Source organism: Nocardia halotolerans, assembly GCF_042650145.1.
In the GTDB taxonomy this organism is placed as follows: domain Bacteria; phylum Actinomycetota; class Actinomycetes; order Mycobacteriales; family Mycobacteriaceae; genus Nocardia; species Nocardia halotolerans.
In genome coordinates this window covers 1,621,776-1,647,992 of record NZ_JBHSDL010000014.1, presented here as the reverse complement: position 1 = coordinate 1,647,992, position 26,217 = coordinate 1,621,776, and the positions used below count along the sequence as shown (strand labels likewise).

The following is a 26,217-nucleotide window of genomic DNA, read 5'->3' as shown; positions in this document are numbered from 1 at the left end:
TGTCGCGACTCGTTACGACAAGCTGGCCTGCACCTACCGAGCCGGGATCGTCATGGCCCTTACGGTCGAATGGTTGAAGCTATTGGGAGACATGACCTAGGCGAGAACTCAGTCAGCCCAGACGGTTTCGATCGGCGTCGCCACCGTCGGCGGCGGCGTCGGCACGCTGCCGGGGGTGCGCGAGAAGCGCGGGGCCGGGGCGTGCTGCACCACACCGTCGATCTCCACGAGCCCCGTGCGCGCCACGATGTGCGGGTTCTCGGTGGCCTCGGTGAAGGTGAGCACCGGCGTCGTGCAGGCGTCGGTGCCGTGGAAGATCTCGGTCCACTCGTCGCGGGTCTTGGTCTTGAACCGCTCGGTGAACAGCTTGCGCAACTCCTCCTGGCGGTCCGGGTCGAGCTGCTGGGGCAGGCCTTCGGGGTCGATTCCGAGTCCGGCCAGCAGCTCTTGGTAGAACTGCGGCTCGATCGCGCCGACCGCCATGTACTTGCCGTCGGAGGTTTCGTAGGTGTCGTAGAACGCCATGCCGGTGTCGAGCAGGTTCTCGCCGCGCTCGTCGGACCACAGGCCGACCCCGCGCATGCCCCACACGAAGTGCGAAAGAGCCAGCGCCCCATCGACCATCGCCGCGTCGACCACCTGGCCCTTGCCGGAGTTCTGGCGCTCGAGCAGTGCCGCGAGCACGCCGAACACCAGGAACATCGAACCGCCACCGAAGTCGCCGACCATGTTCAGCGGCGGCACCGGCCGCTCACCCTTGCGTCCGATCGCGTTGAGCACGCCGGTGAGCGAGATGTAGTTGATGTCGTGGCCGGCGCGGTCGGCCATCGGGCCGTACTGGCCCCAGCCGGTCATCCGGCCGTAGACCAGGCGCGGGTTGCGCGCCAGCGCGTCGTCGGGGCCCAGGCCCATGCGTTCGGTGACGCCGGGGCGGAAGCCCTCGAGCAGCACGTCGGCCTTCTCGACCAGGTCGAGGATCTTGGCGACGTCGGCGGGGTCCTTCAGGTTGGCCTCGACGATGGTGCGGCCACGCCACTGCGGGCGTTCGATGAAACCGGGCAGCTGCTTGGGACGCTGCACCCGTACCACGTCGGCGCCGAGATCGGCCAGCAGCAACGCGGCGTGCGGCCCTGGTCCGATGCCCGCCAACTCGACGACCTTGATGCCCGCGAGAGGGCCCTGTCCGGCGGTGGTGCTCACGTGATGACCTCTGTTCGTCGTCGAACGGTATTGACACCCCGACAATAGCGCTGGGATGGCGGCACGGGTAGGGCATGGGCGAGAATTCGACTCAGCGCGACTCGGCGCGACAACGGGAGGACCCGGTAGTGAGTGTGTGGGGTGAGGTCATCGTCGGCCTCGTCATTCTGGTCGGCCTCCTCGGCATCATCGTCCCGATCCTGCCGGGCGTGCTGCTCATCTTCGCGGCCATCGCGGTCTGGGCATTCCTCACCGGCGGCGCCACCGCCTGGACGGTATTCGCCATCGCCTCGGTCGCGCTGGTGCTCACCGGCGTCGTGAAATACACCTGGCCCGGCCGGCGGATGCGGGAGGCGGGCGTGTCCAACCGGGCGCTGCTGATCGGCGCCGTCCTCGGCGTGATCGGCTTCTTCGTCATCCCGATCATCGGCCTGTTCATCGGCTTCGTCCTCGGCGTCTACCTCGCCGAACTACACCGCCTGAAAACCAACGACCTGGCCTGGCCCGCCACCGCGCACGCCCTCAAGGGCGTGGGCCTGTCCATGCTGGTCGAACTGTTCGGCGCCCTGATCGCCTCGGGGGTATGGCTGGTCGGCGCGGTGCTGGCCTGAAGATCCCGTTCCCCGACACAAGCCGCACTCGACCCGCGTAACGCGAGCGATCGTCGCCATGCCGAGCCGTGCCCTACACGGTGCGACCCGGCCACAGAGTGCCGTGAACCGCACAGTTCAGCTCAGGGCGTGGTCGAGGTCGCTCAAAAGATCTTCGAGGTCTTCGAGGCCGACCGAGAGGCGAACCACCCCGTCGGACAAGCCGATCGAGGCGCGGCCCTCGGGGCCCATCGCCCGGTGAGTGGTGGTAGCCGGGTGGGTGATCATGGTTTTGGCGTCACCGAGGTTGTTGGAGATGTCGATGATGCGCAGGCGGTTGAGCACTTCGAAGGCGCGTTTCTTGCCGTCGTCGCCGTGCAGAGCGAAGGTGACGACGGTGCCGCCGCCCGACATCTGCGCCAGTGCCAGGTCGTGCTGCGGATGTGAGGGCAGGAAGGGGTATCTCACCCAGTCGATCGCGGGGTGCGACTCCAGGAACTCGGCGACCCGCAGGGCCGATTCGGTGGATTGGCGTACCCGCAGCGGCATCGTTTCCAGGCCCTTGAGCAGGGTCCAGGCGTTGAACGGGCTCAGGGCGGGACCGGTGTGGCGCATCAGGGTTTTGACGGGGCCGTCGATGTAGTCCTTGGCGCCCAGAATGGCGCCGCCGAGTACCCGGCCCTGGCCGTCGATGTGCTTGGTGCCGGAGTACACCACCACGTCGGCGCCGAGTTCGAAGCCGCGTTGCAGCAGCGGGGTGGCGAAGACGTTGTCCAGCACCACTTTCGCGCCTGCGGCATGGGCCAGCTCGCTGACCTTGCGCACGTCGACGAGGGTCTGCATCGGGTTGGCGGGCGTTTCGAAGAACACGGCCTGGGTGGGCACCGACAGGGCCTGCTCCCACTGCTCGAGGTCGTCACCGTCGACGAAGACGGTTTCGATGCCCCAGCGCGGCAGGATCTCGTTGCATACAACGAAGCAGGAACCGAACAGGCTGCGCGCGGCGACGAGCCGGTCACCGGCCTTCAGCAGGGCGCCCAGCGCGGTGAAGACCGCCGACATGCCAGAGGCCGTGGCGAAGGCGGCTTCGGCGCCGTCGAGCAGGCGGATGCGCTCCTCGAACATGGCCACCGTCGGGTTGCCGAAACGGGAGTAGACGAAGTGTTCGGCGTCGCCGGTGAACGCGGCCTCGGCGGCCTCGGCGCTCTCGTAGACGAACCCCGAGGTCAGATACAGCGCCTCGGACGTCTCGTCGAAACCGGAACGGCGCAGACCGCCGCGCACGCCGAGGGTGGCGGGACCGACCCCCTCGGGCAGTGGCTTGTCGAAAGAACCACCGGTGATCATGCGAGTCTCCTCATGCCTGACGCCACGGCAGGCCGACGGCGCGCCAGCCGGTGCTGCCACGCTGCCCGAACGCGTCGGGGCCGCCCTCGAAACCGTCGAGCACGTTGTAGGACGGGGCGATGCCCGCCGCGGTCGCCACGCCGGCCGCGTGTGCCGAACGCTGACCGGAGCGACACAGGAACACCACGGGCGCGTCGGCGGGGCGGTCGGCGAGCGCCTGTTCGAGCTGCGTGCCGAAGGCGGGGTTGGGCGTGCCGGTGCCGTCGACCCATTCGATGAAGTGCGCCGGGCGTTCGATGGAGCTGGTGTCGGGGATACCGATCCGCTCCCATTCGCCTTCGGTGCGCACGTCGACCAGCACCGCACCCGGATGCTCGGTCAGGATCTCCCATGCCCGCTCGGGGGTGATGTCGCCGGCATAAGTCATGTCGAACCTCCTGCTGAATCCGCTCTTGCCGTGGCGGAACACCCGTCACACGGCCAGGTCGTCACCCGGAGCACCCCACCGCGGAGGAGGGTTGCCGACCAGCGAGCCGGGGCTTGGCGCTGGCACTCGTGACCTTGCGATCTGAGATTGCCCCGGCACAGGTCACCGTGTCAAACGATTCACGGGTTGCACACCAGCCATTCCCCGTCGACGCGGGTCAGGTTCCAGGTGCTCGACTCGGTCTTGCCGTCGAAGGAGACGGTGGCGTCGATTTTGCCGCGATCGCCGTTGACGGTGGGGTTGGAAAAGCCCTTCTTGTCGAGCGTCACCGCTGATTTCGGGCCGCCGAGCCGGTCGCTGAGCCCGGACTTCACCTCGTCGAAGCCCGCGCAGGCGACGCCGGGCGGCGGACGCTGCTCGGTGCGCGCGCGAGCGTCGATATAGTTGGTGACAGCGGCCGCGAGCCGATCGGCCAATGTGACATTTTTCTCAGCGGGCGCGAGCAGTCCGCCGAGCACGATGCCGATGAGCACGACGATCGCGATCGCAGCGGCCGCGACGAACGGGACGACGGACCGCTTGTCGGTCTGATCGACCACGACGGGCGCCTCGTCCGAGCCTGTTTGCTCCTCGTTCATGCTGTAATCCTGTCAGAACCCGCGCGGGCAGCCACACCGCACGCCGGGCGGCCGCAATGCCGCAGCTAGAATCGCCATGATTGCGGTCGGCTGCCGACGTCGATGGCAGCCGCCAATAGCCGGAACGGGACTTAGCCTAAGCTAAGTTGACGCCGACAAATCAGTTCTCGACCAAAGGGTGCGCGTAAAGATGACCGAACAGAGTGCAGCGACCCGCCCGCTCCGCATTGCGATCGTGGGCGCAGGACCGGCCGGTATCTACGCCGCCGACGCGTTGATGAAGTCCGACGCCGAGGTCAGCATCGACCTCTACGAACGCATGCCCGCGCCGTTCGGCCTCATCCGCTACGGCGTGGCCCCCGATCACCCGCGCATCAAGGGCATCATCACCGCCCTGCACAAGGTTCTCGACAAGGACCAGGTGCGCCTGCTCGGCAACATCGACTACGGCACCGACATCACCCTCGACGACCTGCGTCAGTTCTACGACGCGGTGATCTTCTCCACCGGCGCCAACGCCGACCGCGCCCTGCCGGTCCCCGGCATCGATCTCGACGGCTCCTACGGTGCCGCCGACTTCGTGTCCTGGTACGACGGCCACCCCGATGTGCCGCGGGTGTGGCCGCTCGAGGCCGAGAAGGTCGCCGTGCTCGGCGTCGGCAACGTCGCCTTGGACGTGGCCCGCGTGCTGGCCAAGACCGGCGACGAGCTGCTGCCCACCGAGATCCCGCCGAACGTCTACCGGGGCCTGAAGGAGAACAAGGCCGTCGAGGTGCACGTCTTCGGACGCCGCGGCCCCGCCCAGGCCAAGTTCACCCCGCTCGAGCTGCGTGAACTCGACCATTCCCCGACGATCGAGGTGATCGTCGATCCCGAGGACATCGACTACGACGAGGGTTCCGAGGCCGCGCGCCGCAACTCCAAGCAGGTCGACATGGTCGCCAACACCCTCGAGCAGTGGGCGATTCGCGACCAGGGCAACCGCCCGCACAAGCTGTTCCTGCACTTCTTCGAGTCGCCGTCGGAGATCGTCGGTGACAACGGCAAGGTCGTCGGCCTGAAGACCGAACGCACCCAGCTCGACGGCACCGGCAACGTCAAGGGCACCGGCGAGTTCCGGCAGTGGGACGTGCAGGCCGTGTACCGCGCCGTCGGCTACCTGTCGCAGAACATCAACCAGCTGCCCTTCGACGACCAGGCGGGCACCGTGCCCAACGAAGCCGGTCGCGTGATCGCCGACGAGACCGCCGAGGGCAACGCCCGCTTCATGCCCGCCACCTATGTGACCGGCTGGATCAAGCGTGGCCCGGTCGGCCTGATCGGCCACACCAAGGGCGACGCCAACGAAACCATCGCCTGCCTGCTCGACGACGCCAAGGACTTCACCCCCGCGGCGAAGCCGGAACTCGACGCCGTCACCGAGTTCCTCGAGGCCAAGGGCATCCCGTTCACCACGTGGGCCGGCTGGTACCGCCTCGACGCGCACGAGCGCGCCCTGGGCGAGCCGGAGGGCCGCGAGCGCGTGAAGGTCGTCGAGCGCGAAGACATGCTGCGCGCCTCGGAGCCGAACAAGGCGTAACAATCGCAGCGGCCTCAGAGGCGGTGCCGCGACGCGAAAACCCAGCCCCGTACGCCCCGACCTCGAGGAGGGGCCGCCGCGAAGCGGCGGTTCGTGGCCGTCCCGACGATCAGGCGCCGTTGCGTACGCGACGAAGGAGCAAGCAACGGCGCCTGATCGTCGGGACACAAGGGGCCGCGAACCTCGAGCGCGCCAGCGCTCAAACAAACACAGTAGGGCATTCTGTACAGGTGTTCGATGCGCATGTCCACATCATCGATCCGCGGTTTCCGCTGATCGAGAACGAAGGCTACCTGCCCGAGCCGTACCTCATCGAGGACTATCGAGACCGTATGTCGGGCTTCGATATTCGCGGTGGCGCCGTGGTCAGCGCGTCGTTCCAAGGTACGGATCAGTCCTATCTGAAGGCCGCGCTCGGCGCGCTCGGTACGGGGTGGGTCGGGGTGACCCGGCTGGACCTGGACGCTACCGACGACGAGATTCTCGAGCTCGATCGGGCCGGGGTGCGGGCGTTGCGCTTCAATCTCAAGCGCGCGGCCGCCGACATCACCGCGATGACCCTGCAGGCGTTGCGCGCGCACGAGCTCGCGGGCTGGCATGTGGAGCTCTACATCGACGGTCAGATGCTGGCCTCGCTGCAACCGGTGATCTCCAAGCTGCCCGCCCTGGTCATCGACCATCTCGGCATGTCCGAGGAGGGGCTGCCGTATCTGCTGGACCTGGTGGATCGCGGGGCCAAGGTGAAGGCGACCGGCTTCGGCCGGGTCGACATGGATGTGGCCGAGACGCTGCGCCGCATCCACGCCGTGAATCCGGGTGCGCTGATGTTCGGTTCGGATCTTCCCGGTACCCGCGCGGGCCGCCCGTTCGAGGACGCTGATGTGGATCTGATCCGCCACGTCGTCGGCGCCGATACGCACGCGGTGCTCGAGGACAACGCCCGCGAGTGCTACCGGCTCCCGGCCGCACAGCGCCCCGCGACCGACTTCCAGCTGCCCCGCACCGAAAACCCCACCTTGCCGATCCCCCGCTCCGACCTACCGGGCGCAGGCGACGAACACACCCGCCCCCTCCCGATCATCGAGTAGGCCCTCGAACAACACGAACTCCAAAGCCGTACCCAACGAGATAGTCGACCGCCTGGCCCGGCTTGGTCTTCCGCTGTTGCGACGGGTGGACGGCGGCTGGCTTCGGTGTCACGGACGGCGTGGCAGGGGGCTCTGTAGGTCCTCGAACATGACGGCGACTTTGACCGGTTCGGTCAGCACCAAGGCGTCGGTGTGCTTGTTCCAGCCGACATACCGTCGTCCTGACCAGTCCAGGCGCAGCTCCTCGATCATGGCGATGTGCTGCCAGTCCTTGTCGAAATGGACGATCAGGTACATCGGAATGCCCGCGCGCGCGTAGAGCTCACGTTTGATGCCGATGTCGCTGTCGATGGTGCTCTCCGACGTCACCTCGACAACGATCAGTGTTTGGTCGGCGACGTGTTGTGCATCGTAGGGACCATCGGAACAGTCCCGCAGGATCAAGTCCGGGTATCGGGCGCACAGTCGGCGTGCTGGGTCGGCGTCGTCGTTGTCTGCGAGCCGCATAGGCGTGTCGCCGTGTACTTCGCGGCACGGCCCGTTCGGGTCTATCCCGTATTCCAGTGCGGATCGGAGCCGATGCACCACGCGGTCGTGCATGGGGCTCTGTGCCGTACATTCGACCATCACACCGTCGTGGATCTCACCGAAGGCATCTGCCGGCCCATCGAGAAACTCCTCGGCGGTCACGATCCGCGGCGGGTCATGGCGCGGTGTCGACATGTCGCCAGACTACGTCAGGACTGTGCTCACGCCAGGTCCTCAGCCCAGCGCGCGCAGGCGGGGGGCCAGGTCGCGCTGGAACAAGTCGAGGAAGCGGAGCTGGTCGTGGCCGGGGGCGTGGAAGACCAGGTGGTTGAGACCGGCGTCGAGGTAGGGCTGGATCTGGGCGACGGCGTCGTCGGGGTCGCTGGCCACGATCCAGCGCTTGGCGACCTGTTCGATCGGCAGGGCGTCGGCGGCGGCTTCCATTTCGATCGGGTCGGTGATGTCGTGCTTCTGTTCGGGGGTCAGGGACAGGGGCGCCCAGAAGCGGGTGTTCTCCAGTGCGAGATCGGGGTCGGTGTCGTAGGAGATCTTGATTTCGATCATCTTGTCGATGGTGGCCGGGTCGCGGTCGGCTTTGGCGGCGCCTTCGGCGACGGCGGGCATCAGCTTCTCGGTGTAGAGGTCCATGCCCTTGCCGGAGGTGCAGATGAAACCGTCGCCGGCGCGGCCGGCGTATCTGGCCACCACCGGGCCGCCGGCGGCGATGTAGACGGGGATGCCGCCTTCGGGCACGTCATAGATCGAGGCGCCGACGGTGTGGTAGTAGTCGCCGTCGAAATCGACGCGGTCACCGAGCCACAGTTCGCGCATCAACCGGACGGCTTCGCGCAGGCGGGCGAAGCGTTCCTTGAAGTCGGGCCATTCGCCTTTGTAACCGGTGGCGATCTCGTTGAGCGCCTCGCCGGTGCCGACGCCGAGCATCACCCGGCCGGGGTAGAGGCAGCCGAAGGTGGCGAACGCCTGTGCGATCACCGCGGGGTTGTAGCGGAAGGTGGGGGTGAGCACGGAGGTGCCCAGCATGATCCGGTCGGTGCGCTCGCCCGCCGCGGCCAGCCAGGCCAGTGAGAACGGTGCGTGGCCGCCGTTGTGCCGCCACGGCTGGAAGTGGTCGCTCACGGTCGCGCTGTCGAGACCGTGTTGCTCGGCGGCCACCGCCAGCTCGACGAGCTCACGTGGCCCGAACTGTTCCGCCGATGCCTTGTATCCGAGCTTGAGCTCAACCATTCTCCGCCACTCCTTCTGCCGCGCCGTCCCTGCCACCCGACCCTAGCGCCGTCGGCCGACCGAGGACAGGCCGACGTTTCGTCACCCGCGGCGTGCCGTTTCAGCGGATGATGAACAGGTGACCTCCAAGGATGAGCAGATCTTGTCGTATCTGACCGACATGGACGGTGTGCTGGTGCACGAGGACCAGTTGATTCCGGGCGCCGACGCGTTTCTGGCCGAACTGCGTGGCAACGAGATCCCGTTCCTGGTGCTGACGAACAATTCGATCCGTACCCCGCGTGACCTGCAGGCCCGGCTGCGGCACACCGGTTTGGACATTCCCGAGGAGTCGATCTGGACCTCGGCCCTGGCGACCGCGACCTTCCTCGACGACCAGCGCCCCAACGGCACCGCGTACGTGGTGGGGGAGTCGGGACTCACCACGGCGTTGCACGAGATCGGCTATGTGCTCACCGACAGCGACCCCGATTATGTGGTGCTCGGCGAGACTCGTACCTACTCGTTCGAGGCGATCACCACCGCGATCCGCCTGGTGGATCGCGGTGCGAAGTTCATCGCCACCAACCCGGACGCCACCGGGCCCTCGCGCGACGGCGTGCTGCCCGCCACCGGTTCGGTCGCCGCCCTGATCACCCGGGCCACCGGTAAGGAGCCGTACTACGTCGGCAAGCCGAATCCGCTGATGATGCGTTCGGCGTTGCGGCAGATCGGCGCGCATTCGCAGTCGACGGTGATGATCGGTGACCGGATGGACACCGATGTGATCGCCGGGCTCGAGGCCGGCATGCGCACGGTGCTGGTGACCTCGGGAATCTCGACGAAGTCGTCGCTGGAGGCCTACCCGTTCCGGCCGACGATGGTGGTCGATTCGGTGGCCGATCTGCTCGGGCGGACCGATAACCCGTTCGCCGGCTGACCGTGTGAGGTGCGCCTCAGCGGAATAGGTCGTGGCCCGCCGTGGTTATAGTTGCCATGGCAACCAAAGGAGAGCTCATGACCACCGCACTCGCCAACGGACTCACCGCAGGCACCTGGGCCATCGACCCCACCCACTCCACCGTCGCGTTCTCGGTACGCCACCTGATGGTGAGCAAGGTGCGCGGCCGCTTCACCGACTTCGACGGCGCACTCGTCATCGGCGAGGACGGCTCGGCCACCGCGCACGCCGAAATCCGCGTCGACTCGCTCACCACCGACAACGCCCAGCGTGACAACCACCTGCGCACCGCCGACTTCTTCCATGCCGAGCAGTTCCCGGCGATGACCTTCCGCTCCACCGGCTTCCGCGGCGAAGGCAGCGAATTCGTCGTCGACGGTGAGTTCACCGTGCGCGGCAACACCGAGCCGGTTTCGCTCGAGGTCGAGTTCGTCGGTGTGAGCCCGGGCATGGGCAACGGCCCGGTCGCCGGATTCGAAGCCAAGACGGTGGTCTCGCGCCGCGACTTCGGGCTCGATATCGACATGCCGCTGCCCGACGGCGGCGCGGTGATCGGCGACAAGATCACCCTCACCCTCGAGATCGAGGCTGTGCTGCAGAGCTGATCCACCGCTGATTCGACGCCCTCATCACCCTGCCGGTGGTGGGGGCGCTGTTCGTGTGGCCGGGTCGTCGGCGGTGATGATCGATTCCAGGGCCGCCGACAGCCTGGTGAGCGTCTGGACCGTCGTGGCGAACTCGGCGGGCCCGAGCGCCTCGGCGACCCGTCGCGCCATCGCCGCGTGCTGGGGGTCGATGCGCGCGATGGCGGCCTCGCCCGCCGTGGTGATCGCCACGAGTTTGGCCCGTTTGTGCGCCGGATTCGGGCGGTATTCGCACATGCCCTGGCCGACCAGCAGGTCGGCGATCCGCTGCACGCTCTGCCGGGTGACACCCACCGCCCGGGCGATCCCCGCGACCGGCAGCGGCTGCTGCTGCACCGCGGCCAGTACCTGCCACCAGGCGACCGAGATGCCCGCGGGGGCGGCCAATCCGTCACCGATGGTGAGGAATTGGCCATTGAGCCGGTAGACCGTGAGCGCGGCGCTGTCCAACAGTTCCTGTTCGGTGTTCAACTCGCCTGGGTCGCTTCGTATTCGGCGAGCGTCGCATACCCGCTGGGGTCCTTCTGTGCGAACAGCTTGTACCAGGCGTCGAGCACATGCGGCTCGTATACGCCGAGCCGCGCGAAGACCTCTCTGGCGAATTCGAACGGCGACATGGCATCGGCGGTGATCACGTCACGGTCGGTGACGGCCGGCGCTTCGACATAGTGCTCGGCGCCCGAATAGCCGCTGTAGCCGAGGTATTCCGCGGCATTGCTGGTGTGGGCGCGGTCATCGAGCAGCCCTTCCTTGGCCAGCCCGAAGGTGGCGCCGCAGATCGCGGCGACCGGCACACCGGCTTCGACGAACTGCCTCGCCTTGTGTGCGAAGGGGGTCAGCTGCTCGCCCTCCCACAGATCCGCGCCGGGCAGGATCAGCATCACGCTGTCGGCTGGGTCGAGATCGGCGACGGCCAGATCCGGCGTCACCCGCATGCGGCCGGTCGTGGTGACGGGCTCGGTGGTGAGTCCCACCGTCACCACCTCGAAGGTGCCGGGCTCGCGATGGAAGGAGCCGTTGGCGATGTGCGCGGTGGCGGCGCCCACCTCCCAATCGGCCAGCGTGTCGTACACCGCTACGTGAACTGTCTTCTTCATCATGACAGCATCCTGTCATTTATGACAGCATGCTGTCAATGGCATTGAACTGCCGACTGCTGCCGAGAGCGGGTGTAGACATTGGTAGACATTTTTCGGGTACGCTGAGCTGATGAAGTCCATCAGTGTCGGTGAGCTGCGTCAGAACCCGTCGGCCATGGTTGCCGACGTCGAGTCGGGCGAGGTCTATGAGCTGACCCGGCACAGTCACCGCGTCGGTTACATCGTGCCCGCCGTCTCCTCGACGCAGATTATCCCGCGCAAGGTCGACGGGCGTCCCGACACCCGGGCCATCGCGCGCCACGAGCTCCGAACGGCTGCCTCGATCGATGAGCTGCTCGAATCGGAGAAAGGCGAGTGGTGAGGTCGTACTATCTCGATTCGTCGGTGGCGATCAGGATCATTCTCGGGCACTCGCCCGAGGCCGCCGAGTGGTTCGATACCACTGCCGGTGGTACCGACCGGGTACTTTCCTCGCGGCTGCTGCGCACCGAGATCACCCGGGTATTGCGGCGCGAGGGTCTGCCGGTGCTGGATCGGGACCGGATAATCGACTATGTCGACATCATCCCGGTTGATCACGCGGTCCTCAACGAGGCGGAAGCGATCATTTCGCACATCAGGACACTCGATGCCATCCACCTGGCCTCCGCGTTGCGCAGCGGTCTGGAAGATCTCACGGTGGTGACCCACGACAAGAACATGGCCACCGTGGCCGGGCACTTGGGCTTCGCGGTATACGACCCGGTTCGGTAGTCCGGGGGCGGCGACCGAACTCACACCGAACCCCGTAAGTGCCCCCGATTAACTAAGCTCGCGACCATGGTCGAACAAGCGCCGTCCACTGTGTACATCGCCTCACCCGAGGGTGACACCGGAAAATCCACGGTGGCCCTCGGTGTCCTGCAGATGTTGTGCGCGACCACGGCTCGGGTCGGGGTGTTCCGTCCGATCACCCGCTCCGCCGAGGAACCCGACTACATTCTCGAGTTGCTGCTCGAGCACAGCACCGCCGACATCGGCTACGAGCAGGCCATCGGCGTCACCTACGAAGACGTGCACCGCGACCCCGGCGCCGCGATCAGCGAGATCGTGATGCGCTTCCACGCGGTGGCCAAGGCCTGCGACGCGGTGGTGATCGTTGGCAGCGACTACACCGATGTCGCCAGCCCCAGCGAGCTGCGCTACAACGCGCGGATCGCGGTGAACCTGGGCGCCCCGGTGCTGCTGGTGGTGCGTGGCGCCGAACGCAGCCCGGCCGAGGTGAAGCAGCTGGTCGACTTGTGTGCCGCCGAGCTGGCCGCCGAACACGCGCACCTGGTGGCCGTGGTCGCCAACCGTTGCGCACCGCAGGACAGCGACGAGATCTGCGCCGCCCTCGACGGTTTCGACGTGCCGTCGTGGACGCTGCCCGAAGTGCCGCTGCTGATGGCGCCGACGATGGGCGAACTGTGTGGGGCGATCGACGGCGAAATCTACAGCGGCGACCCGGAACTGCTGCAACGCGAGGCGCTGCGCATCATGGTCGGCGGCATGACCGCCGAACACATTCTGGAGCGGCTGTCCGACGGTGTGGTGGTGATCGCGCCCGGCGACCGCTCCGACGTGCTCATCGCGGTGATGAACGCCCATGAGGCCGCGGGCTTTCCGTCGCTGGCCGGCATCATCATGAACGGCGGCATCCGACCGCATCCGGCGATCGCGCGGCTGATGGCCGGCCTGCACCCGAAGCTGCCGATCCTCACCACCGACCTGGGCACCTACGACACCGCCAGCGCCGTGCACCGCACCCGCGGCCGGATGTGGGCGGGCAGCCCGCTGAAGGTGGACACCGCCCTGGCGCTGATGGAACAGCGGGTCGACGCGCCCGCGTTGCTCGAGCGCATCAAGGTGCCGTCATCGACCGTGGTGACCCCGCAGATGTTCGAATACCAGCTGATCGAACGTGCCCGCGGCGACCGCAAGCGCATCGTGTTGCCCGAGGGCGACGACGACCGCATCCTGCGCGCCGCCGGCCGCGTGCTGCAGCGCAAGATCGCCGACCTGACCATCCTCGGCGACGAGACCGCCGTGCGGGCCAGGGCGGCCGAACTCGGGGTCGACATCACCGACGCCCAGGTGCTCGATCCACGCAGCTCCGGCTACCTCGACGACTTCGCCGCCGAATACACCGAGCTGCGCAAACACAAGGGCATGACGCTCGAGCGGGCGCGCGAAACCATGGCCGACATCTCCTACTTCGGCACCATGATGGTCTACAAGGGCATCGCCGACGGCATGGTCTCCGGTGCCGCGCACACCACCGCGCACACCATCCGGCCCTCCTTCGAGATCATCAAAACCGTCCCCGGCGTCTCCACGGTGTCGAGCGTGTTCCTGATGTGCCTGGCCGACCGGGTGCTCGCCTACGGCGACTGCGCGGTGGTGCCCGACCCGACCGCCGAGCAGCTCGCCGACATCGCGGTGTCCTCGGCGGGCACGGCGGCCCGGTTCGGGATCGATCCGCGTGTGGCGATGCTGTCGTACTCCACCGGGGCCTCCGGGACCGGCGCCGATGTCGACAAGGTGCGTTCGGCCACCCAGCTCGTGCGCGAACGGGCACCGCGGCTGCCGGTGGACGGACCGATCCAGTACGACGCGGCGATCGAACCCACCGTCGCCAGCGCGAAGATGCCCGACTCCGAAGTGGCCGGTAAGGCAACGGTTTTCGTCTTCCCCGACCTGAACACCGGCAACAACACCTACAAGGCGGTGCAGCGCAGTGCGGGCGCGGTCGCGATCGGACCGGTGCTGCAGGGTCTGCGCAAGCCGGTCAACGACCTCTCGCGCGGTGCGCTGGTCGCCGACATCGTCAACACCGTGGCGATCACCGCGATCCAGGCGCAGGGAGACGCGCAGTGAGTGATCTGGTCCTGGTTCTGAACTGCGGCTCGTCTTCGATCAAATATCAACTGCTGCACGCCGAGTCGGCGCAGGTGCTGGCGTCGGGCATGGTCGAGAAGATCGGCGAGGCGCACGGCGGGTGCATCGTGCACGACGACGGCGAACGCGAACTCGTGCACGAAGGGTCCATCCCGGACCATCGGGCCGGGTTGCGGCAGGCTTTCGAAATGTTTCGGGAGACCGGCATCGACCTGACCACCGCGGGCGTCGGGGCGGTCGGGCACCGGGTGGTGCACGGCGGCGAGGTGTTCTGGCAGCCGACGCTGATCGACGACGACGTGCTGGCCACCATCCGGGATCTGTCGGTGCTGGCGCCGCTGCACAATCCGGCCAATGTGATCGGCATCGAGTCCACCAGGGAACTGCTGCCCGGCATCCCGGAGGTGGCGGTGTTCGACACCGGCTTCTTCCACAGCCTGCCCGAGGCCGCCCGCACCTATGCGATCGACGCGAAAGTCGCTGCCGCGCACAGTGTGCGCAAGTACGGGTTCCACGGCACCTCCCACCAGTACGTGTCGCGGAAGGCCGCGGAGTTCCTCGGACGCGGTACCGATGAGCTCAACCAGATCGTGTTCCACCTGGGCAACGGGGCATCGGCCTCGGCGATCCGAGCCGGGGTGGCGATCGACACCACCATGGGCATGACCCCGCTCGAGGGTTTGGTGATGGGCACCCGGCCCGGCGATCTGGACCCCGGGATCATTCCGCACCTGATGCGCGTGGCCGGTCTGGACCTGTCCCAGGTCGAGCAGTTGCTCAACCGCAATTCCGGGATCAAGGGACTGTCCGGCGTCAACGACTTCCGCGAGCTGGGCGAACTCATCGACCAGGGCGACACCCAGGCGAAACTGGCCTACGACGTCTACATCCACCGCCTGCGCCGCTACCTCGGCGCTTACCTGGTCGACCTCGGCAACGTCGACACGATCATCTTCACCGCCGGCGTGGGCGAGAACAGTGCGCCCGTGCGAGCCGACGCGCTGGCCGGGCTGGACAGCTGGGGCATCGAAGTGGACCCGGAACGCAACAAGACCCGAGCACCCGGAATCCTGCGCATCTCACCGGATTCCGCACCCGTACAGGTTCTGGTGGTCCCCACCAACGAAGAACTCGCCATCGCCCGCGCGGCCCACGAGCTGGTCAGCAACCCGCACTGACCACAGAGCACGACCGAACACCGACCGCCGCCGAACCCGCACCCGCGGCCCCTGGCCGCCATGATTCAGAACCAGGACTTGGCGCGTAGTGAGTTGGCGAGGTCGACCAGGGCGTAGCGGTGGGTGCGGCCGGGGGCGTTGCGGGCCAGGGCGCGCAGGCCGGTTTCGGTGCCGTCGCGCAGGGCGCGCTCGTCGAACGGTCGGCCGAACAGCTTGGCGTCCTTGCGTTTCGGTGTGTTTCCTGCCTGCAACCAGGCGAGTGCGGAGCCCTGGACGAGGGTGCGCATGAGTGTGGCCCGGTGTTCGCCTGCCGCGATCGCCTGAGCGCGCGAGGCGGCCAGGCGCAGGACCTGTTCGTCGAGCCGGTCCACGGGGGCGCTGGTGAGCAGCAACATGATCGCGGTGGTCCGGGCCGTGGTGTAGTGGCGTGAGGCGGCGGGGACATCGTCGAGCGCGTGCACCGCCTCGCCCACCCGACCCGCCACGGCCAGTTGCCGGGCCAGCCCGAATGCCGCGCTCACCACCGCGCGGTCGGTGCGCCACACGGTGCCGTAATAGCGTTCGGCGAAGGCTCGCCACTGTTCGGGTTCGGGCGAATCCCAGTGCTGCAGAACTAGTTCCGCGGTGGCTGCCAGTGCCAGCTTGGGCGCGATCTCGCCCGGCAGTACCCGCAGCACCGATTCGAATGCGGCGAAGGCGGCCTCGTAGTCCAGTTCGAGCAGGTGGGCCTGGCCGGCGAACCAGTCCGCGCGCCAGTCGTGGACGTTCGGTACGCGGTCGAGCAGGTGCAGTACCGCCGCGGACTCGCCCAGTTCGAGGCGGGCGCGTGCTTCGGCGAAAAGCAGTTCACCGGCGAGGGTTTCCGGTGCGTTCTCCGGGTCGGCTTCGGCACGTTCGCGTGCGTCGTAGAGGGCCTCGAGTACGCGCTCGGGTTCGGGATTCGCGGTCGCGGCCAGCAGCGGCGCGGCCGGATCGGCGGGGTCGAGCAGCGGAATCGGCAGCGCCGCGACGACATCGCGCGAATCGAGCAGTGGTGAGCGGCCGACGCCGTCGAGGTAGGCGTCGGTCTGGCTGATCAGTTCCTCGGTGCCGAAACTGGTGCGCTGGGGGCTGAACACGGTGGACAGCTGGGGATGTTCTTCGTCGGTGTCGTGGGCGAGGATCTCGCGCAGCACCCCGGCCAGCTGCGCCGACATCGCCCGCGCCGACGGAAACCGTTGGGCCGGATCGGGATCGGTGGCGGTGAGCAGGAAACGGTGGAAGAACTCGTAGCGGGCCAGTAGCGGTTCGTCGCCGGGATCGGGGATGCCGTCGAGATAACGACCGTGCTCGCTGGGCAACCGCAAGGTGAGCGCGGCCAGGGTGCGTCCCACGGTGTACACGTCGGAGGCGGGCGTGGGGCCGGTCCTGGCGATCTCGGGGGCTTGGAAACCCTTGGTGCCGTAAAGGTTTCCGTAGGCTTCGATGGTGGCTACCGCGCCCAGGTCGATCAGCTTCACCTGGTCCTCGGTGACCATCACATTGTCGGGTTTTAGGTCGTTGTAGGTGAGGCCGATCGAGTGCAGGTGTTCGAGGGCGGGCAGGATCTCGAGCACATACGCGATGGCCTCGGCCAGCGGCAGGCGTTCGCCGGAGGGCCTGGTGTCGAGGATGTCGCGCAGTGAATGACCGCCGACGTACTCCATCACGATGTAGCCGATGCTCGATCCGTCACCGGCGGTGTGCTCGACGAAGTTGTGGATCTTGACGATGCTGGGGTGGGCCACCTCGGCCAGGAACTGCCGCTCGGCCACCGCCACGGCGTGCGCCTCGGAGTCGCCGGCGTGCAGCAAGCCCTTCAGCACCACCCACCGGTCGCTCACATTGCGGTCGATCGCCAGGTAGATCCAGCCGAGCCCGCCGTGCGCGATACAGCCCTGGATCTCGTACTGCCCCGCCACCATGTCGCCTGCGTGCAGTGAGGGGCGGAAATCGTAGGCGGCGCCGCACTTTTCGCACGCGCCGCTGGTCGAGGCGGCATGCGCGGGCGTGGACCGGCCGACGGGATCGCCACAGCGCCAGCAGAACCGGCGTCCCTCCGACACCACGGGGTCGGTGAGTACCGCGTCTCGCGGATCAGCGGGTCGGACGGTCGGAATCGGCACCAGCCCGGCGCCCATCCGGCGCGTGGGCCGGGACCGGGCCGTGCGCACACTGCGACCGGAACGAGTGGTCGCGCCGCTGGTCTGCCCCGAAGTGCGGCCGGCGGATCCGCCGGACCGCTCGGCGGCTTGTGTGGGCGCATGCGGCGTGGATTGTTGGTACTCGGCGTCCTCGGTGGCCGGCGTCACCGCGGATCGCTCGGCGGCTTGTGTGGCGGCGTATGGCGTGGACTGCTCGTGGTCGGCGCTCTCGGCGCTGGGAGAACCCGTTGCCGAGGCAGTGCGTGACACTGTTCGAGTGTCCGGGGGTTCCGGCCGGTGGGTGTCACTGGAGGTGCCGGTGGACTGAGCGCGCGGGGAAGCGTTCGAACGTGTGGTGGCCTCGGTGGGAGCCGCAAATTCGTCCCCGTGGCGGGCCGAGGGCGCGGACGTGGACTCCGTGCCCGTGGCGAGCTTGGGCAGCGGCTGGGTTTCGTCGTCGGCCGGTGTCGGGGGCAGAGTCCAGCCGCCGGGGAGAGTGCCCGGTTTCGGGCGTTGGGTCAGCTTGGTCGGCTCGCGTCGTTCTGGCGGATCGACCTGTTCGGGTTCGCCTTTCGACGGTGGCGTGTGCATGGCGATCAGTCCCGGTACTTCGGTGCGGGCGGGGTGTCGTTGCCGAGGGCGGACAACCAGCGGCGGTGGATCTGGGTCCAGGTGCCGTCGGTGCGGATGCGATCCAGGGTCGCGTTGACGAAGCGGACCAGGTCGTCGTCACCCTTGGGGATGCCGATGCCGTAGGGCTCCACACTGATGCTCTCGCCGACCACCTCGGTGTAGGGGTCCTGGGCGGCCAGGCCGACCAGGATGGTGTCGTCGGTGCTCACCGCGTCGACCTGGCGTTGCTGGAGCACCACCAGGCAGTCCGCCCAGGTGGGCACGGTGAGGATGGTGGCGGCGGGCTGATCACGGCGGATGTGGTCGAGCGAGGTGGTGCCACGCACCACGCACACCCGCTTGCCCGCCAGATCCGCCAGTCCGTTGATACCGGAGTCCTTCATGGCCAGTACCCGCTGGTCGGCGCGCAGATACACGGTGGAGAACGCCACCTGTTGGCGGCGTTCGCAGGTGATCGTCATGGTCTTGGCGACCAGGTCCACGGTGTGTTCTTGCAGCGCGCGTTCGCGTTCGGCCGAAGCGAGACTGCGGTATTCGATCAGATCGGGGTCACCGAGCAGGTCGCGGGCGACCTCACGGGCGATGTCGGCGTCGAAGCCGACGATGCGCCCGGTGAGCGGGTCGCGGAAGCTGAACAGGTTGCTGCCGGCGTCGAGCCCGACGATCAGCCTGCCGCGAGCCCGGATGGCCTCGACCGTCGGCCCGCCCGCGGTACTGGGGCGCAGGCTGGCCGTCGGATCACCGCACTGCTGGACCGCGCGTTCGGGCAGCGGGGTGTCGGTGCCGATCGGGATCGCCTTGGCGGGCAACGGCGGTTCGGAATAGACGCCGCGTTCGTCGGCCTGCGGTGTGCTCTGGGTGCAGCCGCCGAGCAGCCCGGCGGTCACGAGCAGCAGCGCCGCGACAGCGCGCCCGCGGCTCATCGGTACTCCCGCAGCCGTGGCCACAGGCCCAGCGCCACACAGGCGGCGGCCGCGATACCGAGGATGAACGCGCCGGGCGGCAGGAACGTCAGCGTGTCGATGGCTTGGGAAACCTTGGTTCGCAGGGTTTCCCGGGTCGCCCCACCCGCCCGGTCGAGGGCTGTCTCCAGCGCGCCGACCTGGGCGGCGGAATCGGCGGTGCTGGGTCCGGTCGCCACGGCGGCCGCACCGGTGAAATCACCGCGGTCGAGTGTGTCGTTCATCCGCTGATGGGCCGACTGCCAGCGGGTCAACGCGGTGCGGGCCGCGGCCACCTCGTCGCGGGCGGGGGCGTCGGCGCCGTAGCCGTCGAGCAATTCGGCGAGCCGCACGACATTGGTGTCGTAGGTGCGGTCGTAGTCGCCGGTGGCATCGCGGCGCACCAGTTTCACCATCTCCGCGGACCTGGCCTGCTGCACCAGGATCCGGCTCTCGGCCAACCGGGCCGCGGGCACCGCGCCCTGATCCCGGCAGCGGATCATCGCGATCGCCGACACCGAGCCGGCCGCGACCGTCCACACCAGGGTCAGCGCCAGGGCGCCGGTGCCGAGCAGCAATCCCATGTTGAACACCCGGCGTGAGTGGCGGGCGAGCTCCACCTGCACCCAGATCAGCGCCAGCAGCGCCGCCACGAGCAACGCGATCGCGCTCCAGGGTGGCTGCACGTGCCGGTGCTGGGCGGAGGTCACGGCATCGATGCGGTGGCTTTCCAGTTCCTCGGCCATCGGCAGCAGCGTGGTCTGCATCTGATGGGAGGCTTCACTGAGGTAGGCCGCGCCGACCGGGAAACCGTTGCGGTTGTTGGCGCGCGCGGTTTCGATCAGCCCCGTGTAGACGGGCAGTCCGGTGGCGATGCCCGTGCGCAGCCGGCGATCGGTGCCCGCGGGGTCGGCGGCCTCGGCGGCGGAGATGTGCCCGGCCTGGGTGACGAGTTCGGCGGCGGCCTCGCCGATGGCCTGGGTGTAGCGGTCGCGCACGGCTTCGGGTTCGATGCCGCCCGCGATGAAGGCGCGACCGGCGGCCGCGTCGGCGATCGAGAGCGAGGTGTAGAGGTGGTTGGCCGAATACGCGTCGGGTTCGGTGTCGTCGAGCAGGGTGCTGAGAGCTTGCCGGCGCTCGCTGACGGTCGCCGAAGTCACCATGCCCGCGGCCACACACAGCACGATCAGCACCAGTCCGGCGGCGAGCAACCGGCCGGGGGAGGACTGGGCGAAACCACGCAGGCGGGCCGGCTGGAGCTGCTCACGCAGGGCCTTGACGTCGGGCGCGGACGGCCGGTCGAGCACCGGAGCCGATCGGCGAGACAGCGCGCGTCTGCCGGTAACCGGCTCCGCTGACCCGGATTTTCCGGGCTCGACACCCCCTGTGGCCTGCGACGACGGGCCGGTGCGGACGGCCGCCACTTCGGTCGCGGCTTCGCGGTTGCCCGGTTCGACCATCGTTCACCTCCCCGTACGTTCCGCGCGCCTGTGCTGGCGCGGAGTTTATTCTGGTCCTACCGGTGGCGCAGCCTCACAGACACCCCCATGACGGTTGCTGATCGGCTGCTACGGAGGAAAGAGTATTGGATGCGCGGTGACGGAGACGGCTGGTCGGACAGTCCGGGTGGAGTTCGGCACTGGGGCCGATTCGGTGCGGCGGGGTTGTTGCTGCGCGCACCGCTACCCGATGGCAGCTCGGCGGTGCTGCTGCAGCACCGGGCGGTGTGGAGCCACCAGGGCGGTACCTGGGCGTTGCCCGGCGGCGCCCGCGATTCGCACGAGACCGCCGAGCACGCGGCGGTCCGGGAGGCCGAGGAGGAAGCGGGTATCACCGCCGAAGCGGTGCGGGTGCGCGCCGAACGGCTGACGATGACCGCGCCGAGCGGCTGGACCTACACCACCGTCGTCGCCGACACCGACCGCCCGCTCGGCACCGTGGCCAACGGCGAGAGCGTGGAACTGGCCTGGGTCCCCGAAGGCGACGTCACCGCCCTGCCCCTGCACCCCGGTTTCGCGTCCGCGTGGGTGGGGTTGCGCGCGGTACCGCTGCGCGTGCGGGCCGAGGACAGCGAGCTCACCGGCGCCCTGCCCCGCACGGTCGAGGTGGCCGGGCAGGGCTTCTTCTGGCTGCACGCGCACGCCGACGGCCCGGGCGCCGAAGTCGTCATCGACGCCGAGTCCGCGGACCGTCCCACGATCACCCGTGCCGACGTGCTGTCCTGAGCTGGTTCCGGCACCGAAACCGACCGGCGGTCATCTGCGCTGATCGGCCTCACACGCGGTGATCCGAAGACCCCGACGGCGGTCTCAGCGCGCCGAGTGCAGGGTTTCCTTGAGCTCGCGGGCCGCGGCCTCCGGGTCGGCGGCCTCGGTGATCGCGCGGACGACCACCACGCGGCGGGCGCCCGCGTCGAGCACCTCGGGCAGCCGTTGCGCGTCGATCCCGCCGATGGCGAACCACGGCAGGGTGGGGTGGGAGTCGGTGGTCGAGCGCAGCAGGTCGATGCCCGCGGCCTGGCGACCCGGTTTGGTGGGGGTGGTCCAGATCGGGCCGGTGCAGAAGTAGTCGAGGTGGCCGTCGATCGCGGCCAGGCCCGCCTGGTTGCGGTTGTGCGTGGACCGGCCGATCACCACGTCGGGGCCGAGGATGCGCCGCGCGTAGGCGGGCGGCAGGTCGCCCTGGCCCAGATGCAGCACGTCGGCGCCGGCGGCGAGCGCGATATCGGCACGGTCGTTCACCGCGAGCAGCGCACCGTGGCGGCGGGTGGCGGCCTTGATCTCGGCGAGCGCTCCGAGCTCGGCCTTGGCCTCGAGCGGACCGAACTCGGCCTCACCGGGGGACCCCTTGTCACGCAGCTGCACGATGTCGACGCCACCGGCGAGCGCGGCATCGACGAATCTGGCCAGATCGCCCTTCTCCCGGCGCGCATCGGTGCACAGATACAGCAGCGCGGTGGAGAGGCGCTCCCTGGGCGGGACGGAACGGTTCGGATGGGAGGGCTGCACGGTATCGACGGTAGTCGCGCTACCGTGGAACTGCGAATACTCGCGGCTGACAAGCATGCGGCGGCAGCCGCCGAACTACCGAGTTTAAGGAACGTGATGCGCACTCTGGCGGTCGTTGGCGGCGGCGCCGTCGGGCTCGCTGTCGCATGGCGGGCCGCCGAGAGCGGGTGGACGGTCACCGTCTTCGATCCCGCTCCCGCCTCGGGCGCGTCTTTCGTGGCCGGTGGGATGCTCGCGCCGTTGTCGGAGGGCTGGCCCGGTGAGGATCGGGTGCTGGAGTTCGGTGCGGCCGCGCTGGCCGAGTGGCCCGCGTTCGGCGAGCGGCTGCGCGCGGTGTCGGGCGAGTCGATGTTCGTGGCCGAACAGACCTTGACCGTCGCCCTCGACGGTGCCGATGCCGCCGATCTGCGCACGGTGTCGCAGTGGCTCGCCGGTTTCGGTCACGACCTGCGGGTGCTCGATCGCGCGGGGGTGCGCGCCCTGGAACCGGCGCTGGCCCGCACTGTTCGTGCCGGTCTGCTCGCGCGGACCGAACCGGCCGTCGACAACCGCCGGGTGCTGCGCGCGCTGCGGGCCGCGTGCGCCGCGGCCGGTGTCGAGGTTCGGGCCGAAAACGTTGTGGCGCTGGATGATCTGCCGCACGACCGGGTGGTGCTGGCGGCCGGTGCCCGTTCCGCGCAGCTGTGGCCCGGTCTGCCGGTACGCCCGGTGAAGGGTGAGATCCTGCGGCTGCGGCACCGCCCGGGTGTGCGGCCGCCGCCCGCGCGGGTGATCCGGGCCCGCGTGCACGGCCGGCCGGTGTACATGGTGCCGCGCGAGGACGGAATCGTCGTCGGCGCGACGCAATACGAAGCCGGCTTCGATACCACCGTCACCGTCGGCGGTGTGCGTGACCTGATCGCCGACGCCGAGGCGATCCTGCCCGGTATCGGCGAATACGAACTGGCCGAAGCGAATGCGGGTTCGCGCCCCGGCACGCCCGACAACCTTCCGCTGCTCGGCCCGCTCGACGACCGCGTGCTGGCGGCCACCGGACACGGCCGCAACGGCATGCTGACCCTGGCCCTCACCGCGTCGCTGGTGCCCGCCCTGCTCGACGGCATCATCTCGCCGGTCGCCGAACTGGCCGCACCGCAACGCTTTCCGGCTGAATCGCTGTCTTCCCCAGGAGGAGTTCGATGACTTCGACCATCCCATTCGGTGTCACCGTCAACGGTGTCGACCACGAATTCGCCGAGCCGCTGAGCGTGCGCGACCTGCTGACCCGGCTCGAACTGCCGTGCCAGGGTGTCGCGGTGGCCGTCGACGGCGCGGTGTTCCCGAAATCGCGCTGGGACGAGCCGGTGGGTCGCGGCTGGACCATCGAGGTGCTCACGGCGGTGCAGGGTGGCTGAGTCGCGGGCGCCCTTGCGCATCGCGGACCGCGAATTCGGTTCGCGCCTGATCATGGGCACCGGTGGTGCCGAGAACCTGGCCGTGCTCGAACAGGCCCTGCGCGCCTCGGGCACCGAACTCACCACCGTCGCCATGCGCCGGGTCGACGCGGCGGGCGGCACCGGCGTGCTCGACCTGTTGAAGCGTCTCGACATCACCGTGTTGCCCAACACCGCGGGCTGCCGCACCGCTGCCGAAGCCGTGCTCACGGCCCAGCTGGCGCGCGAGGCGCTGGAGACGAATTGGGTCAAGCTCGAGGTCGTCGCCGACGAACGCACCCTGCTGCCCGACCCGTTCGAACTGCTCGACGCCGCCGAACAGCTGGTCGACGACGGTTTCGTCGTGCTGCCCTACACCACCGACGACCCCGTGCTGGCCCGCAGGCTCGAGGACGCCGGTTGCGCCGCGGTGATGCCGCTGGGTTCGCCGATCGGCACCGGCCTGGGTATCGGCAACCCGCACAATCTCGAGATGATCGTGGGCGCCGCGGGCGTGCCGGTGATCCTCGATGCCGGTATCGGCACCGCCAGCGATGCCGCGCTGGCGATGGAACTGGGCTGTTCGGCGGTGCTGCTGGCCACCGCGGTGACCAGGGCCCGCGAACCCGAACTGATGGCCGAGGCGATGGCGGCGGCCGTGCGCGGCGGATACCTCGCCGCACAGGCCGGTCGCATTCCGAAGCGTTTCTGGGCTCAGGCTTCTTCCCCAGGGCGCTGAGCCCCGGCTCAGGGTCGGGTCATCCTCGAGGATGACCCGACTCGCTACTTCCCGCCGACGCGCGCACCGGCCCGCTCGAGGCAAGCTGGACGCATGATCGAGCTGAAGGGCCTGACCAAGCAATTCGGCCAGACCGTCGCGGTGCAGGATCTCTCGTTCTCTGTCAAACCAGGACAGGTGACCGGGTTCCTCGGACCCAACGGTGCAGGCAAATCGACGACTATGCGGATGATCCTCGGGCTGGACAAGCCGACCGCGGGTACCGCGCTGATCAACGGCATGCACTATGCGCAGCTGGAACGTCCGCTCACCCAGGTGGGGGCGCTGCTGGACGCCAAATGGGTGCATCCGAACCGTTCCGCGCGCGCTCACCTGCAGTGGCTGGCCGCATCCAACGATCTGCCCGGCGAGCGGGTCGACGAGGTGTTGCGGCTGGTCGGCCTGTCGGAGGTGGCCACCAAGAACGCGGGCGGCTTCTCGCTGGGCATGTCGCAGCGGCTCGGCCTGGCCGGTGCGCTGCTCGGCGACCCGAAGGTGTTGCTGTTCGACGAGCCGGTGAACGGCCTGGACCCCGAGGGCATCCTGTGGATCCGCCGGTTCATGCAGCGCCTGGCCGCCGAGGGACGCACGGTGCTCGTGTCGAGTCACCTGCTCTCGGAGATGGCGCAGACCGCCGACCATCTGATCGTGATCGGTCGTGGTCAGCTCATCGCCGACACCACCACCAAGGAATTCATCGAACGCGCCGCGGAGAATTCGGTGCGGGTGCGCAGCCCGCAGCTGGACCAGTTGCGCAGCCTGCTCACCTCGCACGGTATGACCGTGCGCGAAGAGGGCGATGCGGCGCTGGTCGTCGCGGGTGTGAGCAGCGATGACATCGGCAAGGTGGCCGGGGAGAACAACGTCACCCTCTACGAGCTGGCGCCGAAGCAGGCCTCGCTCGAGGAGGCGTTCATGCGGATGACCGGCGGTGCGGTGGAATACCACGCCGAAGGCCAGGATCAGGCGATGGGAGGTGCGCTCTGATGGGCGTACTCACAGCGGAACGAATCAAACTCACCTCCACCCGTTCGCCCTGGTGGTGCTCGGCGATCGTGGTCGTGCTCAGCCTCGGCCTGGCCGCACTGGTCGCGCTGGTCACCTCGATCGATACCGGCGATGCCGGGGCCGGTGAGGGCCCGCCGGCGCTCACCCCGGGCATGGCGGTATCCGGTGTCACCGCTTTCGGTGTGATGGTGCTGATGATCATGGCCACGTTGACGGTGACCAGCGAATACCGCTTCGGCGTGATCCGCTCCAGTTTCCTCGCCGTGCCGAACCGGACCAAGGTGATGCTGTCAAAGACCGCCCTGGTCGGCGTCTACGCGGCCGTCCTGACCTTTGTGCTCGCGCTGGTCTCGTTCGTGGTGGCGAAGCTGATCGCCGGCGACGACGCGCCGATGCTGGTGCTCGACGGCAATTGGCAGGCCATCTACAGCGTCCCGATCTATGCCCTGCTGTGCATGATCCTCGCTGTCGGTGTCGGTGTGCTGGTGCGCCAGTCCGCCGCCGCGATCTCGCTGATCGTGCTGTGGCCGCTGCTGATCGAACCCCTGCTCGGCGCCTTCGGCAGCTTCGGCCGCACCGTGAAGCCGTTCCTGCCCTTCGCCAACGCCGACCGCTTCCTGGCCGTCGAACAGGTCGCGACCGACTGGCACTGGGGCGTCTGGGGCAGCCTGGCCTACTTCGCCGCCTTCGCGGTGATCGTTTTCGCAGGCGCACTCGTGGTGGTCAACCGCCGAGACGCCTGACAACTGTCCCGGGCTGCCCTCGCAATAGCCCGGGCCACCACCCCCGACGTCCGCTGCCCGGACGCCGGGGGTGCTCGCGTACAACCGATCCCCCGCCTTGCCGCCTCCG

Annotated in this window: 26 protein-coding genes, 1 pseudogene and 1 riboswitch; of the genes and pseudogenes, 15 read left to right on the top strand and 12 right to left on the bottom strand. The window is 68.5% G+C overall.

All coding sequences use genetic code 11. The features are described from left to right. Positions 1 to 108: 108 nt before the first annotated feature. Entirely contained in the window at positions 109 to 1,200 is a 1,092-nt protein-coding gene (locus ACFO5K_RS18110; RefSeq protein ID WP_378563666.1) for a CaiB/BaiF CoA transferase family protein, read from the bottom strand. A gap of 128 nt (positions 1,201 to 1,328) precedes the next feature. Between ACFO5K_RS18110 and ACFO5K_RS18105 the strand changes: the two genes are divergently transcribed. Beyond that, on the top strand, positions 1,329 to 1,811 hold the full coding sequence (locus tag ACFO5K_RS18105) for a DUF456 domain-containing protein (protein WP_378563663.1): 483 nt from the start codon (positions 1,329 to 1,331) through the stop codon (positions 1,809 to 1,811). Positions 1,812 to 1,928: 117 nt separating this feature from the next. On the opposite strand, the gene ACFO5K_RS18100 is transcribed toward ACFO5K_RS18105, so the two are convergent. From ACFO5K_RS18100 to ACFO5K_RS18090, 3 genes are all read right to left on the bottom strand, one after another. After that, on the bottom strand, positions 1,929 to 3,137 hold the full coding sequence (locus tag ACFO5K_RS18100; protein ID WP_378563660.1) for an O-succinylhomoserine sulfhydrylase: 1,209 nt from the start codon (positions 3,135 to 3,137) through the stop codon (positions 1,929 to 1,931). Positions 3,138 to 3,147: 10 nt separating this feature from the next. After that, entirely contained in the window at positions 3,148 to 3,564 is a 417-nt protein-coding gene (locus tag ACFO5K_RS18095; RefSeq protein WP_378563658.1) for a rhodanese-like domain-containing protein, read from the bottom strand. A 16-nt stretch (positions 3,565 to 3,580) separates the two neighbouring features. Next, positions 3,581 to 3,698: riboswitch (SAM riboswitch) on the bottom strand. 45 nt (positions 3,699 to 3,743) lie between these two features. Further along, positions 3,744 to 4,202 carry an Rv0361 family membrane protein gene (locus ACFO5K_RS18090; protein ID WP_378563655.1) on the bottom strand — a complete coding sequence of 153 codons (459 nt, stop codon included), beginning with the start codon at positions 4,200 to 4,202 and terminating at the stop codon, positions 3,744 to 3,746. Between the two features lie 190 nt (positions 4,203 to 4,392). On the opposite strand from ACFO5K_RS18090, the gene ACFO5K_RS18085 reads away from it, so the two are divergent. Together ACFO5K_RS18085 and ACFO5K_RS18080 are read left to right on the top strand one after the other, a co-directional pair. Further along, positions 4,393 to 5,781 carry an FAD-dependent oxidoreductase gene (locus ACFO5K_RS18085; protein WP_378563652.1) on the top strand — a complete coding sequence of 463 codons (1,389 nt, stop codon included), beginning with the start codon at positions 4,393 to 4,395 and terminating at the stop codon, positions 5,779 to 5,781. 230 nt (positions 5,782 to 6,011) lie between these two features. Further along, positions 6,012 to 6,869: an amidohydrolase family protein gene (locus ACFO5K_RS18080; RefSeq protein WP_378563649.1), complete on the top strand. Its 858-nt coding sequence runs from the start codon at positions 6,012 to 6,014 to the stop codon at positions 6,867 to 6,869. 108 nt (positions 6,870 to 6,977) lie between these two features. On the opposite strand, the gene ACFO5K_RS18075 is transcribed toward ACFO5K_RS18080, so the two are convergent. Together ACFO5K_RS18075 and fgd are read right to left on the bottom strand one after the other, a co-directional pair. After that, complete coding sequence (locus ACFO5K_RS18075) at positions 6,978 to 7,592, bottom strand: Uma2 family endonuclease (protein ID WP_378563646.1); 615 nt, start codon at positions 7,590 to 7,592, stop codon at positions 6,978 to 6,980. 39 nt (positions 7,593 to 7,631) lie between these two features. Next, positions 7,632 to 8,642, bottom strand: a complete 1,011-nt coding sequence (gene fgd, locus ACFO5K_RS18070; protein ID WP_378563643.1) for a glucose-6-phosphate dehydrogenase (coenzyme-F420) — start codon at positions 8,640 to 8,642, stop codon at positions 7,632 to 7,634. A 160-nt stretch (positions 8,643 to 8,802) separates the two neighbouring features. On the opposite strand from fgd, the gene ACFO5K_RS18065 reads away from it, so the two are divergent. Then, positions 8,803 to 9,561 carry an HAD-IIA family hydrolase gene (locus tag ACFO5K_RS18065; protein WP_449289688.1) on the top strand — a complete coding sequence of 253 codons (759 nt, stop codon included), beginning with the start codon at positions 8,803 to 8,805 and terminating at the stop codon, positions 9,559 to 9,561. A 77-nt stretch (positions 9,562 to 9,638) separates the two neighbouring features. Further along, positions 9,639 to 10,187, top strand: a complete 549-nt coding sequence (locus ACFO5K_RS18060) for a YceI family protein (protein ID WP_378563637.1) — start codon at positions 9,639 to 9,641, stop codon at positions 10,185 to 10,187. 24 nt (positions 10,188 to 10,211) lie between these two features. On the opposite strand, the gene ACFO5K_RS18055 is transcribed toward ACFO5K_RS18060, so the two are convergent. Both ACFO5K_RS18055 and ACFO5K_RS18050 read right to left on the bottom strand, forming a co-directional pair. Next, complete coding sequence (locus ACFO5K_RS18055; RefSeq protein ID WP_378563634.1) at positions 10,212 to 10,697, bottom strand: MarR family winged helix-turn-helix transcriptional regulator; 486 nt, start codon at positions 10,695 to 10,697, stop codon at positions 10,212 to 10,214. Next, on the bottom strand, positions 10,694 to 11,323 hold the full coding sequence (locus tag ACFO5K_RS18050; RefSeq protein WP_378563631.1) for a DJ-1/PfpI family protein: 630 nt from the start codon (positions 11,321 to 11,323) through the stop codon (positions 10,694 to 10,696). The genes ACFO5K_RS18055 and ACFO5K_RS18050 overlap by 4 nt, the downstream gene beginning before the upstream one ends. A 112-nt stretch (positions 11,324 to 11,435) precedes the next feature. Between ACFO5K_RS18050 and ACFO5K_RS18045 the strand changes: the two are divergent. From ACFO5K_RS18045 to ACFO5K_RS18030, 4 genes and pseudogenes are all read left to right on the top strand, one after another. After that, a pseudogene (locus tag ACFO5K_RS18045) lies at positions 11,436 to 11,588 on the top strand (type II toxin-antitoxin system Phd/YefM family antitoxin); the annotation flags it as partial. Positions 11,589 to 11,683: 95 nt separating this feature from the next. Next, positions 11,684 to 12,079, top strand: a complete 396-nt coding sequence (locus ACFO5K_RS18040) for a type II toxin-antitoxin system VapC family toxin (protein WP_378563628.1) — start codon at positions 11,684 to 11,686, stop codon at positions 12,077 to 12,079. 66 nt (positions 12,080 to 12,145) lie between these two features. Next, on the top strand, positions 12,146 to 14,224 hold the full coding sequence (pta, locus tag ACFO5K_RS18035) for a phosphate acetyltransferase (protein ID WP_378563625.1): 2,079 nt from the start codon (positions 12,146 to 12,148) through the stop codon (positions 14,222 to 14,224). After that, positions 14,221 to 15,423 (top strand): acetate kinase, encoded by a 1,203-nt coding sequence (locus ACFO5K_RS18030; protein ID WP_378563622.1) that lies wholly within the window; start codon positions 14,221 to 14,223, stop codon positions 15,421 to 15,423. Before pta ends, ACFO5K_RS18030 begins: the two co-directional genes overlap by 4 nt. Positions 15,424 to 15,488: 65 nt before the next feature. On the opposite strand, the gene ACFO5K_RS18025 is transcribed toward ACFO5K_RS18030, so the two are convergent. The 3 genes from ACFO5K_RS18025 to ACFO5K_RS18015 are packed head-to-tail and all read right to left on the bottom strand — an operon-like array spanning position 15,489 to position 20,619. Beyond that, positions 15,489 to 18,176 (bottom strand): serine/threonine-protein kinase, encoded by a 2,688-nt coding sequence (locus ACFO5K_RS18025; RefSeq protein ID WP_378563619.1) that lies wholly within the window; start codon positions 18,174 to 18,176, stop codon positions 15,489 to 15,491. Positions 18,177 to 18,181: 5 nt separating this feature from the next. Continuing rightward, a complete protein-coding gene (locus tag ACFO5K_RS18020; protein WP_378563616.1) occupies positions 18,182 to 19,141 on the bottom strand; it encodes a glutamate ABC transporter substrate-binding protein in 960 nt (319 codons plus the stop codon). Next, complete coding sequence (locus ACFO5K_RS18015) at positions 19,138 to 20,619, bottom strand: hypothetical protein (protein ID WP_378563613.1); 1,482 nt, start codon at positions 20,617 to 20,619, stop codon at positions 19,138 to 19,140. Before ACFO5K_RS18015 ends, ACFO5K_RS18020 begins: the two co-directional genes overlap by 4 nt. Positions 20,620 to 20,748: 129 nt before the next feature. On the opposite strand from ACFO5K_RS18015, the gene ACFO5K_RS18010 reads away from it, so the two are divergent. Beyond that, positions 20,749 to 21,384 carry an NUDIX domain-containing protein gene (locus ACFO5K_RS18010; protein ID WP_378563610.1) on the top strand — a complete coding sequence of 212 codons (636 nt, stop codon included), beginning with the start codon at positions 20,749 to 20,751 and terminating at the stop codon, positions 21,382 to 21,384. Positions 21,385 to 21,468: 84 nt separating this feature from the next. Here the strand turns inward: ACFO5K_RS18010 and thiE are convergent, their stop codons facing one another. Beyond that, complete coding sequence (gene thiE, locus ACFO5K_RS18005; protein ID WP_378563607.1) at positions 21,469 to 22,167, bottom strand: thiamine phosphate synthase; 699 nt, start codon at positions 22,165 to 22,167, stop codon at positions 21,469 to 21,471. Positions 22,168 to 22,263: 96 nt separating this feature from the next. On the opposite strand from thiE, the gene thiO reads away from it, so the two are divergent. From thiO to ACFO5K_RS17980, 5 genes are all read left to right on the top strand, one after another. Further along, positions 22,264 to 23,349 (top strand): glycine oxidase ThiO, encoded by a 1,086-nt coding sequence (thiO, locus tag ACFO5K_RS18000; protein ID WP_378563604.1) that lies wholly within the window; start codon positions 22,264 to 22,266, stop codon positions 23,347 to 23,349. Further along, positions 23,346 to 23,561: a sulfur carrier protein ThiS gene (thiS, locus tag ACFO5K_RS17995; protein WP_378563601.1), complete on the top strand. Its 216-nt coding sequence runs from the start codon at positions 23,346 to 23,348 to the stop codon at positions 23,559 to 23,561. The genes thiO and thiS overlap by 4 nt, the downstream gene beginning before the upstream one ends. Next, the gene (gene thiG / locus ACFO5K_RS17990) at positions 23,554 to 24,318 is read left to right on the top strand and encodes a thiazole synthase (RefSeq protein ID WP_378563598.1); all 765 of its coding nucleotides are present in this window, start codon (positions 23,554 to 23,556) and stop codon (positions 24,316 to 24,318) included. Before thiS ends, thiG begins: the two co-directional genes overlap by 8 nt. 93 nt (positions 24,319 to 24,411) lie before the next feature. Beyond that, entirely contained in the window at positions 24,412 to 25,344 is a 933-nt protein-coding gene (locus ACFO5K_RS17985; protein WP_378563595.1) for an ABC transporter ATP-binding protein, read from the top strand. Further along, positions 25,344 to 26,108 carry an ABC transporter permease gene (locus ACFO5K_RS17980; RefSeq protein ID WP_378563592.1) on the top strand — a complete coding sequence of 255 codons (765 nt, stop codon included), beginning with the start codon at positions 25,344 to 25,346 and terminating at the stop codon, positions 26,106 to 26,108. Before ACFO5K_RS17985 ends, ACFO5K_RS17980 begins: the two co-directional genes overlap by 1 nt. Positions 26,109 to 26,217: the final 109 nt, after the last annotated feature.

Bases quoted from the DNA above. Each gene is read 5' to 3' on its own strand.
- ACFO5K_RS18025 (WP_378563619.1), bottom strand. From the start codon at position 18,176: ATGCACACGCCACCGTCGAAAGGCGAACCCGAACAGGTCGATCCGCCA.
- ACFO5K_RS17985 (WP_378563595.1), top strand. From the start codon at position 24,412: ATGATCGAGCTGAAGGGCCTGACCAAGCAATTCGGCCAGACCGTCGCG.
- ACFO5K_RS17980 (WP_378563592.1), top strand. From the start codon at position 25,344: ATGGGCGTACTCACAGCGGAACGAATCAAACTCACCTCCACCCGTTCG.
- ACFO5K_RS18100 (WP_378563660.1), bottom strand. From the start codon at position 3,137: ATGATCACCGGTGGTTCTTTCGACAAGCCACTGCCCGAGGGGGTCGGT.
- ACFO5K_RS18075 (WP_378563646.1), bottom strand. From the start codon at position 7,592: ATGTCGACACCGCGCCATGACCCGCCGCGGATCGTGACCGCCGAGGAG.
- ACFO5K_RS18085 (WP_378563652.1), top strand. From the start codon at position 4,393: ATGACCGAACAGAGTGCAGCGACCCGCCCGCTCCGCATTGCGATCGTG.
- thiO (WP_378563604.1), top strand. From the start codon at position 22,264: ATGCGCACTCTGGCGGTCGTTGGCGGCGGCGCCGTCGGGCTCGCTGTC.
- ACFO5K_RS18010 (WP_378563610.1), top strand. From the start codon at position 20,749: ATGCGCGGTGACGGAGACGGCTGGTCGGACAGTCCGGGTGGAGTTCGG.
- thiS (WP_378563601.1), top strand. From the start codon at position 23,346: ATGACTTCGACCATCCCATTCGGTGTCACCGTCAACGGTGTCGACCAC.
- ACFO5K_RS18095 (WP_378563658.1), bottom strand. From the start codon at position 3,564: ATGACTTATGCCGGCGACATCACCCCCGAGCGGGCATGGGAGATCCTG.
- ACFO5K_RS18065 (WP_449289688.1), top strand. From the start codon at position 8,803: ATGGACGGTGTGCTGGTGCACGAGGACCAGTTGATTCCGGGCGCCGAC.
- ACFO5K_RS18020 (WP_378563616.1), bottom strand. From the start codon at position 19,141: ATGAGCCGCGGGCGCGCTGTCGCGGCGCTGCTGCTCGTGACCGCCGGG.
- pta (WP_378563625.1), top strand. From the start codon at position 12,146: ATGGTCGAACAAGCGCCGTCCACTGTGTACATCGCCTCACCCGAGGGT.
- ACFO5K_RS18015 (WP_378563613.1), bottom strand. From the start codon at position 20,619: ATGGTCGAACCGGGCAACCGCGAAGCCGCGACCGAAGTGGCGGCCGTC.
- fgd (WP_378563643.1), bottom strand. From the start codon at position 8,642: ATGGTTGAGCTCAAGCTCGGATACAAGGCATCGGCGGAACAGTTCGGG.
- ACFO5K_RS18060 (WP_378563637.1), top strand. From the start codon at position 9,639: ATGACCACCGCACTCGCCAACGGACTCACCGCAGGCACCTGGGCCATC.
- ACFO5K_RS18050 (WP_378563631.1), bottom strand. From the start codon at position 11,323: ATGAAGAAGACAGTTCACGTAGCGGTGTACGACACGCTGGCCGATTGG.
- ACFO5K_RS18090 (WP_378563655.1), bottom strand. From the start codon at position 4,202: ATGAACGAGGAGCAAACAGGCTCGGACGAGGCGCCCGTCGTGGTCGAT.